Annotated in this window: 8 protein-coding genes; 5 read left to right on the top strand and 3 right to left on the bottom strand. The window is 70.9% G+C overall.

Annotated features, from left to right (window positions below; translation table 11 throughout):
• The first annotated feature begins 259 nt into the window (after window positions 1–259).
• Window positions 260–787, top strand: coding sequence for a hypothetical protein (locus ABZ664_RS29145; RefSeq protein WP_362516574.1), 528 nt, complete (start codon window positions 260–262; stop codon window positions 785–787).
• Between the two features lie 87 nt (window positions 788–874).
• On the opposite strand, the gene ABZ664_RS29150 is transcribed toward ABZ664_RS29145, so the two are convergent.
• Entirely contained in the window at window positions 875–3493 is a 2619-nt protein-coding gene (locus ABZ664_RS29150) for a bifunctional GNAT family N-acetyltransferase/acetate--CoA ligase family protein (protein WP_362516576.1), read from the bottom strand.
• 211 nt (window positions 3494–3704) lie between these two features.
• On the opposite strand from ABZ664_RS29150, the gene ABZ664_RS29155 reads away from it, so the two are divergent.
• Both ABZ664_RS29155 and ABZ664_RS29160 read left to right on the top strand, forming a co-directional pair.
• Entirely contained in the window at window positions 3705–4598 is an 894-nt protein-coding gene (locus ABZ664_RS29155) for a sugar kinase (RefSeq protein ID WP_362516578.1), read from the top strand.
• Between the two features lie 268 nt (window positions 4599–4866).
• Window positions 4867–5697, top strand: coding sequence for a formate/nitrite transporter family protein (locus tag ABZ664_RS29160; RefSeq protein WP_362516580.1), 831 nt, complete (start codon window positions 4867–4869; stop codon window positions 5695–5697).
• Between the two features lie 39 nt (window positions 5698–5736).
• On the opposite strand, the gene ABZ664_RS29165 is transcribed toward ABZ664_RS29160, so the two are convergent.
• Complete coding sequence (locus tag ABZ664_RS29165; RefSeq protein WP_362516596.1) at window positions 5737–7806, bottom strand: RecQ family ATP-dependent DNA helicase; 2070 nt, start codon at window positions 7804–7806, stop codon at window positions 5737–5739.
• A 135-nt stretch (window positions 7807–7941) separates the two neighbouring features.
• On the opposite strand from ABZ664_RS29165, the gene ABZ664_RS29170 reads away from it, so the two are divergent.
• Window positions 7942–8586: a GNAT family N-acetyltransferase gene (locus ABZ664_RS29170; RefSeq protein ID WP_362516582.1), complete on the top strand. Its 645-nt coding sequence runs from the start codon at window positions 7942–7944 to the stop codon at window positions 8584–8586.
• 215 nt (window positions 8587–8801) lie between these two features.
• Window positions 8802–11294, top strand: a complete 2493-nt coding sequence (locus tag ABZ664_RS29175; protein WP_362516584.1) for a DNA topoisomerase IV subunit A — start codon at window positions 8802–8804, stop codon at window positions 11292–11294.
• A gap of 159 nt (window positions 11295–11453) precedes the next feature.
• Here ABZ664_RS29175 and ABZ664_RS29180 read toward each other — a convergent pair whose 3' ends face one another.
• Window positions 11454–11819, bottom strand: a complete 366-nt coding sequence (locus ABZ664_RS29180) for a VOC family protein (RefSeq protein ID WP_362516586.1) — start codon at window positions 11817–11819, stop codon at window positions 11454–11456.
• Window positions 11820–12005: the final 186 nt, after the last annotated feature.

Genomic DNA, 12005 nt, shown 5'->3' on the forward strand with positions numbered 1-12005 from the left:
AACAACGGGCGATTTTATTTATTTTCCGTCTTGTTCACATATCTGGGATTTTTTCATCACTCCGGAATGGGAAGCGGTGAATCCCTACCGGAATAGGGGGCGAGAGAACATGGCCGGAGAAGGTCGGGATTCAGCAGGACGGCCTGTCCCAGCGCCGCCCGACCCGCCGAGCCGGACCCGGCCGTGTCTGCCGACCTCGCGGGGCCGGACCCGGCCGGCGTGGCGTACCGGCCTCTCGCGCCTCGCGGCGGCCGTCCCGGTGACCGTCGTGACGGCCGCCATGACGACCGCGGCGGCGACCGCCGTCGGCCCGTCCCTCTCCGGGGCGGGCTTCCCCGGCGACCTGATCCTCACCACGGTCCACGACGGCCCGTTCGAGGCGGGTGACAGCGGCACCTTCTCCATCGATGTCACCGCGAGACCCGACTCCGCCGGGATCACCCGGCCGACCAGGGTCACCTACTACTTCCCCACGGGCCTGACCCCGGTGCGCGCCTCGGGCACGGGCTGGAGATGCCGGATCACGGCGGGAATCGTCGACTGCGACACGCGCGACCTGGTGGCGCCCGGATTCCAGCTCCCCCGGATCACGGTCGGCGTGGCCGTGTCGCGGAACGCCTCGGGAACGCTCACCGCGTCCGGCAGAGCCGCCCATGCCGCCCATGCCGTCCAGGACGGCATGGACATGGTCGATCCCGGCACGGGCGACGCCATGGAGACCGGTCCCGCGCCCGCCACCGTCGCCAGCACGGTCCAGATCATCCCCGCGACCCGGCGGACGGGTTAGCCCCGCGTTCCGTACGTGCCCCACAGTGCCCTGGCCCTCGCGGCGGATCGGATGTGGCCGCTGAGCGGTGACGAAGCGGCATGTGCGCTAGCCGAGGCGCCGGGGACCGCCGTCCGGGCGCGGGCCCTCGTGACTGCGGAGCACGGCGCGGGCACCCAGCACGATCACCCCCGACTCCCCCACCAGCACCGGGTCGAGGGTGAGCCGCGCCACCTCGGGAAGGTCGTCCGCCAGCCGCCCGAGCCGGACCAGCAGGTCCTCCAGTGCCTCGACGGCGACCGGCGGGTAGCCGTACTCGCCGAGCAGAAGGGGTGCGGCGCGCGGCGACCTCACCAGCGCCGCGGCGTCCTCCCTGGTCAGCGGGGCCAGACGGTACGCCTCGTCGCGCAGCAGCCGCGCGGTGATCTCGCCGAGCCCGAAGGAGACCACCGCGCCGAAGGCGGGGTCGTCCATCACACCGGCCACGGTCGGCACCGCGGGCTGCGGGGCCATGCGCTGCACCGCGAGCACGGCACCGGGTTCGAGCTGGCGCTTCAGGTCGGCGTAGGCGTCACGCACCCCGTCGGGACCGGACAGCCCGAGACGTACGGTCCCGGCACGCTTGGCCGCCTCGGGATCCGCGGCCTTCAGCACGACCGGCCAGCCGAGCTTCGACGCCACCTTGACCGCCTCCCGCGGCGACCCCACCGTCTGCGACGGCCAGACCTCCACCCCGTAGTGGGCGAGCAGTTCCGACGCGTCGATCTCGGCCGGGGTGTCCGCGAGCGTCGCGAGCACGAGGTCCCGCGCGGCGCCGAAGTCGATGCCCTCGACCTCCTCGGGCAGTCCGGCCGGCTGCTCCAGCCAGCGCGCGTGCCGCACGACGTGGGCGAGCGCGCGGACCGCCTCCTCCGGTGCGGCGTACGAGGGGATGGAGCCCCTGCCGGGTACGGTGCCGACCCGCAGCTCGTCGAGCATGCCGATCTTGCCTTCGAAGGTGGCGAGCACCGGTTTGCCGCAGTCGCGGGAGGCGCGCAGCAACTCGGCGGCGACCTCCGCCCCGTCGCCGGGGATGGGCGGCATGTAGATCGCGACCACGGCGTCCACGTCCGGGATCACCGAGGCGAGCGCCGTACCGAACTCCTCCGCGCAGGCCCGCGCGCCGAGGTTGACCGGCGGGCGGGGCTCCAGGCCCATCCGCACGCAGGCGTCGGCCGCGAGGAGCGCCATCGCGTCGGAGTTGCTGACCAGTCCCACCCTGGGCCCGGCGGGCAGCGGCTGGTAGGCGAGCAGCTGCGCCACGTCGAACTGCTGGATCAGGTCGTCGACCCTGATCACCCCCGCCTGCTCGAACAGCGCACTGAGCGCGGTGTCCGGCAGGCCGAGCACGGGTGCGGCGTGGCCGGTGGGCACGTTCTGGGTGGTGCCACCGCTTTTGACGACCACGATCGGCTTGCGGCGCGAGATGCGCCGCGCGAGGCGGGCGAACTTGCGAGGATTTCCCAGCGACTCCAGATAGAGCAGGATCACGTCGGTCCGCGGGTCCTCCTCCCAGTACTGCAGCAGGTCGTTGCCCGACACGTCGGCGCGGTTGCCCGCCGAGACGAACGAGGAGATGCCCATGCCGCGCTGGGCCACCCGCTGCAGCAGCGCGGTGCCCAGGGCTCCCGACTGGCTGAAGAACCCGACCCGTCCGAGGCCGGGGAGGGTGGCGGCGAGCGTGGCGTTCAGCCGTATCGCGGGGTCGGTGTTGGCGATGCCGAGGCAGTTGGGACCGACGACCCGCAGGCCGTACGCGCGGGCGATGCGCGCCAGCTCGTCCTGCCTTGCCCGGCCTTCCTGACCGGTCTCCCCGAATCCGGAGGAGACCACGATCAGCCCGCGTACGCCCTTCTCCGCGCACTCCTTGACCACGTCGATCACCCCGTCGGCGGGCACCGCGAGCACCGCGAGGTCCACCTCGCCGTCGATGGCCGTCACGCTCGGATAGGCCCGCACCCCCGCGACGGCCCGCGCCTCTCGGTGCACTGGGTAGACCGGGCCGGTGAAGTCGGCGCCGAGCAGGTTGCGCAGCACGGTCTGGCCGACGCCGCCCGGTTCTCGGCCCGCTCCCACGACCGCCACCGAACCGGGTGAGAGCAACCGCTCGATGGAACGGGACTCGGCACGGTGCTCGCGGGAGGCGGTCACCTCCTGGGCGGTCTCGGTCGGGGTGAGGTCGAGGGTCATCCTCACCACGCCGTCGGCGAAACGGCTCTGCGCGGTGTAGCCGACCTGCTTGAGCACCGCCATCATCTTCTGGTTGGCGGGCAGCACGTCGGCGACGAAGCGGGCGATCCCCTTCTCCCTCGCGGTGGCGGCCAGGTGTTCCAGGAGTACGGAGGCGACTCCTCGGCCCTGGTGGGCGTCCTCGACGAGGAAGGCGACCTCCGCCTCACCGGGCTCGATCCGGTCGTAGCGGATGACCGCCACCATCTCGGTGCCGATCGTGGCGATCAACGCCACCCGGCTGTCGTAGTCGACGTTGGTGAACCAGGTGATCTCCCGCTCCGACAACCGCGGCCGGGGGCCGAAGAAGCGGAAGTAGATCGACTCGTCGGACAACCGACCGTAGAAGGAACGCAACCGGTCGGCGTCGGCGGGCCGAATCGGGCGTACGTGGGCGGTTCCACCGTCCGACAGAACGACGTCCGCCTCCCAGTGAGCGGGATACTGAGCAGCCTCCACAGTCCCGAGAGTAGACGTGAATCTCACATAACAGACCACTCGGGCGAATTCACGCAACGCTTGTGCATCGACTGTGGTGCGGTGTCCGGTCAAGGCCCCATACGCTGGCCGGAAGCTGTTAAGTTTTTCGCGGTTACAGGCACGGCCAGAGGTATGGCTTGAAGCATGTCTAGAGGCAGGTCGGCATCGAAGGCAGCAAGGTGGTGACATCATGACGCGGGTGGTCGTGGTGGGCGATCTCATGACCGACGCGGTCGCGCGTGCTCGCTACCCGTTGGCCCGGGCCAGTGACACACCGGCGATCGTCACCATGCACGGCGGTGGTTCGGGCGCCAACATCGCCTCCTGGCTCGCCGTCGAGGGCACCGAGGTCGCCTTCATCGGGCGACGTGGCGCCGACATCACGGGCCGTAACCGCGACATGGAGCTGATGGGGTACGGCGTCGACGCCCGTCTCGTCATGGATCCCGAGCGCCCGACCGGCACCTGCGTGGTGCTCGTCACCCACAAGGGCGAGCGCACCATGCTGTCCGACCCCGGCGCGAACGCGGCGCTGTCGCCCGAGGACCTGCCCCGCGACCTCTTCTCCCAGGGCGGGCACCTGCACCTGTCCGGCTACACCCTGATCAACGAGGGCTCCCGCGACGCCGGCAGGGCCGCCCTGGAGATGGCCCGCCGTGCGGGGATGTCCGTCTCGGTCGACTGCTCATCCTCCGCTCCCCTGGAGCGCACCGGCGCCGAGCCCTTCCTGGAGTGGACGCAGAGCGCCAAGCTGCTGTTCGCCAACGCCGACCAGGCGAAGGTCCTGACCGGCCGCGACGACCCCTCCGCGGCCGCCAAGGTCCTCACCGCCTGGTTCCCGCAGGTCGTCGTCAAACTTCGCGACGAGGGCGCGCTCTGGTACGCCAACAACCGCCCCGAACCGATCAAAGTCCCCGCCGAGACCATCGAACGCGTGGTCGACGGCACCGGCGCCGGTGACGCCTTCACCGCGGGCTTCCTCCCGGCGTGGCTGGGCGGCAAGCCCCCGGCCGAGGCCCTCGCCTCCGGCTGCCACCTCGCCTCCCGGGCCATCTCGCACCTCGGCGCCCGCCCCCGCCTCTGACCCGTCCCTCGCGGGTTCACCGATCTTGAACGTGCGGCAGACCTGGTCCCGCGTTCCGCACGTGCCCCCGGCTCCCCCTGAGGCGATTACCCGCCGCACCGATCGGACATCGCCGCCGAATCGCGACGACGCGGAACGCGCTCATCACGGATCAGAACGTCGGATTCGAAAAACCCCTTGACCAGGCTCAAAACCGCCTGCCGTTATTGGCTGTTCCATTGTTTCCCGAGGTCGGAGTAGCGACTGCCGCAAGGGGCATGCCGTCTCGGTGAGTGAGTCTTCGGAGTCCGGTCATCGTCATGATGACGGGCTCGCGCAGCCCCCGGTGGAGCCGGAGCCCGAGCTTGAGGACGCCTTCGACCGTCTGGTCAGCGAGGGTTCTGCGCGGTTGGCGCGGCCGTGGCCGACGTTGGTGGTGACCGGCCTGCTGGGTGGGATCGACGTCGGCACCGGGGTGCTGGCGTACCTGCTGGTCAAGGAGGCGACCGGGTCGGCGATTCTGGCCGGGCTGGCGTTCAGCATCGGTTTCGTCGCGCTGTTGCTGGCCCGTAGCGAGCTGTTCACCGAAAACTTCCTGGTACCGGTGGCCGCGGTCGCGGCCCGCCGTGGATCCGTGGGTGAACTGGCCAGGTTGTGGGCGGTGTCGCTGGTGGCCAACCTGGCCGGCGGGTGGGGAGTCGCCTGGTTGATCATGCAGGCTTTTCCCCGGCTGCATCGGACGGCTGTGGAGGCCGGCAACCACTTCGCGGATCTGGGGACGAACCTGCATTCGTTCTCTCTCGCGGTGCTGGCCGGCATGGTGATCACGTTGATGACCCGGATGCAGCACGCCACCGACGATCTCGGGGTCCGGTTGGTGCCCGCCGTGTTGTTCGGCGCTCTGCTGGCCGGTGGTCAGCTGTTCCACAGCGTGCTGGACTCGATCCTGATGTTCACCGCCCTGATCACCGGCCAGGCTCCGTTCGGTTACCTCGACTGGTTGGCGGCGTTGGGCTGGGCCGTCATGGGCAACCTCGTCGGCGGTGTCGGTCTGGTGACCTTCCTGCGGCTGGCGCGGGTGCCACACCGCCTCGCCGAGGAACGCGCCCACCACGACTGACAACGTGACACGGCCGTCCACCGGACCAGACTTACTCGTCTAGCTGGTGACCGCGAGGGCGAGAGGCAGCACGGCGGGGGCTCCGGCGTGACGGAGCAGCGCGGCTCCCAGCGTCATCGTCCATCCGGTGTCGACCAGGTCGTCGACGAGCAGGATCGGGCCTCCGGCCCCGGCGACGGCCGCCCCCAGGGCGGCGGGCATGGCGAGGGTGCCCCGGATCGCCTGGACGCGCTGCGCGCTGTTGAACTGCCGTCCGGGCGAGCCCGACCGATAACCGAGGTCGCCCAGGTAGGACAGGCGCCCCACCTGGGCGAGCCGCTCGGCCAGGCTACGGACGAGTTGGGGACGGCTTCCCGAGGGCACCGCGACGACGCCGACCGGTCGCCGGCCCCACTCCCAGGACGAGAGCACCTTGATCACGGCGGCGAAGACGTCGTCGGGGACCGGCCCGTCGGAGGCGCCGTCGGCGAGGAGGCCCCGCAGGCGGTTGCCCCAGCCGATGTCGGTGAGCCTGCCCAGCACCCTCCCCGGCTCGGCACCCAGCTCCGGCTTGATCCTGCCCTTGAGGTCGGCCAGCCCGGTCGGCCACTGCCTGCGGGCCTCGATGTCCACTCCGGGCCGCTGGAGCCGGTCGGCGGCCGACCGTACGGCCCGCTCGTCCACCTCGGGCGAGCGGTGGCCGCCGGTGCAGTTGTCGCAGCGCCCGCAGGGTGAGGCGGTGTCGTCGTCAAGACGGCGGCGCAGGAACTCCTCACGGCAGCCGGTGGTGTCGAGGTAGTCGAGCATGGCCCGCTGCTCGGCCTCCCGCTCGGCGGCGACCCTGGCGTAGCGGGGGGCGTCGTACGCCCAGGGCTCGCCGGTGGACTCCCAGCCGCCCTTGACCCGGCGCACCGCGCCGTCGACGTCGAGGACCTTCAGCATCGTCTCCAGGCGGCTCCTGCTGAGGTCCACCCGGTTCTCCAGGGCGGCCGTGGACATCACGCCGCCCTCCTCAAGCGCAGCCAGCACGGCGCGCACCACGGGCTCGGGAGGGAAGGCCAGCGAGGCGAAGTAGGCCCAGATGTCGCGGTCCTCCGCGCCGGGCAGCAGGATCACCTCGGCACGCTCGACCCCTCGGCCCGCACGGCCGACCTGCTGGTAGTAGGCCACCGGGGACTGGGGTGCGCCGACGTGCACGACGAAGCCGAGGTCGGGCTTGTCGTAGCCCATACCGAGCGCGGAGGTCGCGACCAGCGCCTTGATCTTGTTGTCCAGCAGCGCCTGCTCGGCGGCGAGCCGCTCGGCCTGCTCGGTCTGCCCCGAATAGGCGATCACCTCATGGCCCTGCTCACGCAGGTAGGCGGCGATCTCCTGGGCGGCGGCCACGGTGAGCGTGTAGACGATGCCGGAACCCGGGAGCTCGTGCAGCGTCTGGGCGAGCCAGGCCAGACGCTGCTCGGCGCCGCGCAGGCGCACGACCCCGAGGTGGAGGCTGTCGCGCTCCAGCGCGCCGCGCAGCACGAGCGTCTCCTCGCCCATCTGCTCCGCGACGTCGCGGGTGACCCTGGCGTTGGCCGTGGCGGTGGTCGCGAGGATCGGCACGCCCTCGGTGAGCTCCTCGAACAGCGTGCGCAACCGCCGGTAGTCGGGGCGGAAGTCGTGACCCCAGTCGGAGATGCAGTGGGCCTCGTCGACCACGATCAGGCCCGCGCTCTCGGCCAGCTCGGGCAGCACGTGGTCGCGGAAGTCGGGGTTGTTGAGCCGCTCGGGGCTGACGAGCAGCACGTCGACCGCGCCCTCGGCGACCTGGTTGTAGACCTGCTCCCACTCCTCGGGGTTGGCGGAGTTGACCGTGACCGCGGTGATCCCGGCGCGTTCGGCGGCGGCGATCTGGTTGCGCATCAGGGCCAGCAGCGGTGACACGATGACGGTCGGCCCCTCGCCCAGCTCGCGCAGGAGCGCGGTGGCGATGAAGTAAACCGCCGACTTGCCCCAGCCGGTGCGCTGCACCACGAGCACCCGGCGCCGGTCCATCACCAGTGCCTTGATCGCCGCCCACTGGTCCTCGCGCAGCCGGGCGTGCTCCCCGGCGAGCGCCCGCAGCCGCTCCTCGGCCTCTTCGCGCAGCATCAGCTCTTCGCTCACCCGGTCATTGGTACCAGGTCTCGCCGACTGTTTTCCCCCGGTACGGCACACGCGTGCCTCCGCGCGGTGTCGGGAGCTGGGGACCTGACGGGCTCCGCGCCGTGATTTGATGCATCCACTATGGACGTCACCACCTGGTATCTCGAACAGACCTCCCGCTCGGACCTGCTGCCCGCCAAACCTCCGTCGGTCGAGGTCGACATCGTCCGCGCCGAGCTGCCCTCGCCGGAGTTCAGCCGGTTCCTCACCACGGCCGTCGGCGGAGACTGGCACTGGACCAACAAGCTTCCGTGGACCTGGGACGAGTGGGCCGACTGGCTCGCCGGGGGCGTGGAGACCTGGGTGGCCTACCATCGCGGCACCCCCGCGGGCTTCGTCGAACTCGCCCCCCAGGACGACGCGACGGTCGAGATCACCTCCTTCGGCCTCCTGGCGTGGGCGATCGGCCAGGGCATCGGCGGTCACCTGCTGGAGGTCGGCACGGCCAGGGCCTGGGACCTGGCCGACCGGCAGCCGGAGCGGGAGCCGACCCGGCGGGTGTGGCTGCACACCTGCTCACTTGACAGCCCGGTGGCTCTCGCGAACTATCGGGCACGCGGTTTCAGGGTCTACGACACCAGGGTGAACGTGCCCGGCGACGAACACGAGGGCGAGACCCCCGGCCCCTGGCCGGGAGCGGGTCCTCGGACCCGCGTTCTTCCCGCCCTCGGCACCCCGCCAGGACGGCCCCAGCACCCACGGGCGGACCGGCAGGAACGGCTCTGACACCCGCGGGCAGGCCGTAAGGCCCGGAAGTGTCGGACGGGCTGGGTATCGTATCCAGTCCCGGTACGATACCCGGTCGCCCCCGTCACCGGCCTCCCGCCGGACATCCCGGTCAAGGCTCCCCGGGGAGCCGGCGCCAACGGTTGGACCACGAAGACAGAAGGAGGATGCGCCTCCCCCCGCCTGACGGCCGGGGCACGCGCGCAGGAAATCAGATGGCTCGACGGACGACCACACCCCCGACAGACGAGGGCTTCGAGGAGCGGATCGTCGACATCGACGTTTCCACCGAGATGCGCACCAGCTTCCTCGAATACGCATACTCGGTCATCTACCAGCGTGCGCTGCCGGACGCCAGAGACGGCCTCAAGCCGGTCCAGCGCCGGATCCTCTACTCGATGAGCGAGATGGGCCTGCGGCCCGACAGGGGCCACGTCAAGTCCTCGCGCGTCGTCGGCGACGTGATGGGCAAGCTGCACCCGCACGGCGACACCGCCATCTACGACGCGCTGGTCCGCATGGCCCAGCCGTTCTCGATGCGTCTGCCGCTCATCGACGGGCACGGCAACTTCGGCTCCCCCGACGACCTGCCCGCCGCGATGCGCTACACCGAGGCCCGGCTCGCCTCGGCGGCGATGGCCGTGGTCCAGTCGATCGACGAGGACACGGTCGATTTCAAGCCCAACTACGACGGCCAGGAGACCGAGCCCACGGTCATGCCGTCGGCCTTCCCCAACCTGCTGGTCAACGGTGCCACCGGCATCGCGGTCGGCATGGCCACCAACATGGCGCCGCACAACCTCGTGGAGGTCGTCGCCGCCGCCCGCCACCTGATCAAGAAGCCGGACGCGACGCTCGACGACCTGATGCGGTTCGTCCCCGGCCCCGACCTGCCCACCGGCGGCACGATCATCGGTCTCGACGGCATCCGCGACGCGTACGCCAAGGGCAGGGGCACCTTCCGGATGCGCGCCAAGTGCGCCATCGAGCAGGTCAGCCCTCGCCGCAAGGGCATCGTCGTCACCGAGCTGCCCTTCAACGTCGGCCCCGAGCGGGTGGTCACCAAGATCAGGGAGCTGGTCACCGCCAAGAAGCTCCAGGGCATCTCCGACCTCAAGGACCTCAGCGACCGGCACAAGGGCCTCAGCCTGGTCATCGAGATCAAGAACGGCTTCATCCCCGAGGCCGTGCTGGAGGAGCTCTACCGGCTCACGCCGATGGAGGAGACCTTCGGCATCAACAACGTCGCCCTCGTCGACGGCGAGCCGCGCACGCTGGGCCTGCGCGAGCTGCTCCAGGTCTACGTCGACCACCGCATCGACGTGGTCCGCCGACGCTCGCTCTACCGCCGGCGCAAGCGCGAGGAGCGCCTGCACCTCGTCGAGGGCCTCATCGTCGCCCTGCTCAACATCGACGAGGTCATCCAGGTCATCCGCTCCTCCGACAACTCCGCCCAGGCCCGCGAGCGCCTGATGGAGATCTTCGAGCTGTCGGAGATCCAGGCCAACTACATCCTCGACACCCCGCTGCGCCGCCTGACCCGCTACGACAAGCTGGAGCTCGACCGCGAGAGCCAGACCCTGCGCGACGAGATCGCCGAGCTGACCGCGATCCTGTCCTCCGACGACAGGCTCCGCAAGGTCGTCTCCGACGAGCTCGCCCAGGTCTCCAAGACCTTCGGCACCCCGCGCCGCACGGTGCTGCTGGAGTCCTCAGGGGTCGCGAGAAACGTCTCGGTCCCCCTGGAGGTGGCCGACGACCCCTGCCTGGTGCTGTTCTCCTCCACCGGCCTGCTGGCCCGCACGTTCGACGCCTCGCCGCTGGCCGGCGACGGCGAACGCTCGGCCCACGACGTGCTGGTCTCCGTCGTGCGGAGCACGGTCAGGGGTGAGGTGGGCGTGGTCACCAACCAGGGGCGGATGATCCGGGTCCAGGTCGTCGACCTGCCCACGCTGCCCCGTTCGAACAACCCGCCGTCGCTGTCGGGAGGCCACCCGGTCGCGGAGTACGTCACCTTCAACCCGGGCGAGACGGTCGTCGGCATCGGCTCGCTCGATCCCGAGGGGCCCGGCCTCGCGCTGGGCACGGCGCAGGGGGTGGTCAAGCGGGTCGTCCCCGACTACCCGGCCAACCGCGACGACTTCGAGGTGATCACCCTCAAGGAGGGTGACACCGTGGTGGGCGCTGTGGAGCTGGAGAACGAGAACCACGATCTCGTCTTCATCACCTCCGAGGCCCAGCTGCTGCGCTACTCCGCCTCCATCGTCCGCCCGCAGGGCCGCCCCGCGGGCGGCATGGCCGGTGTACGGCTGGACGGCGACGCCGTGGTGATCTGGTTCGGCGCGGTCGATCCCGCCCGCGAGTCACAGGTCGTGACGATCGCCGGTTCCTCCACGGCGCTGCCGGGCACCCAGATCGGCGGCGCCAAGATCTCCGACTTCGCCGAATACCCGCCGAAGGGCAGGGGCACCGGCGGGGTCCGCGTCCAGCGCTTCCTCAAGGGCGAAGACATCCTGCTGCTCGCCTGGGCCGGTCCCGGCCCGGCCCGCGCGGTCTCGGCCGTCGGCAAGCCCGTGCCTCTCCCCGAGGAGCTGGGCCGCCGTGACGGCTCCGGCGTACGGCTCACCCACACCGTGTCGGCCGTGGGCGGCGCCCTCGGCTCCGAAGGCGGCGAGGAGGGCTCCGAGGCGGCTCCCCCGCAGGAGTGACCCCCGCCCGCGAGAAGGGCCCCGGGGATTCCGCGTGATCCCATGAGGCGGTCGGCGAGGTTTCCCGCGGAAGGCCCCCGCGTCACGCGGCAGCAGTGGCGCGGGGGCCTTCCGCGGGAGACGCCATCGGTGCGGAGGCCCTGAGATCGCTCAGGACGGTCAGTCGACGCACAGGCAGAACGGGTGCCCGGCAGGGTCGAGAAAGACCCGGAAACCCTCATCCTCGCCCGGCTGGTAGGGGTGTTTGGACGCGCCGAGCGCCAGCACCTCCTTTTCCGCCTCATCGAAGTCCTCGACCGTCACATCGATGTGAAACTGCTGGGGCCGTTCGGCGGTGGGCCACTCCGGTGGCCGATGGTCGGGAACCCGTTGGAAGCAGAGCCGCCCTGGCCCATCCCCGGTGACCACCACCCAGTCGTCCTCGACTCCGGCGATCTTCCAGCCCAGAAGGGCACTGTAGAAGTCGGCCAGTCGCCTGGGATCTGGACAGTCGAGGACGATCGACCTCAGCTGCGCGATTCCCATGTTTCCTCCTGATCTTGACACCGGTGAAGATCTCATGGCGGTCTCGCCGGAAGCCTCAGGTGCGTTCCGTGCCGACCGGGCCCGAGGCGCGGGGGGGGGCGGGGCCCGGGGGGGCGGCCCGCCCGGCCCCCCCGGCCGAGCGGAGCCCCCCGGCGCCGCCCGCCCCCCCCCCCCGCAGACGACCCC

The organism is Streptosporangium sp. NPDC006930, assembly GCF_040635605.1.
Taxonomy (GTDB): Bacteria; Actinomycetota; Actinomycetes; order Streptosporangiales; family Streptosporangiaceae; genus Streptosporangium.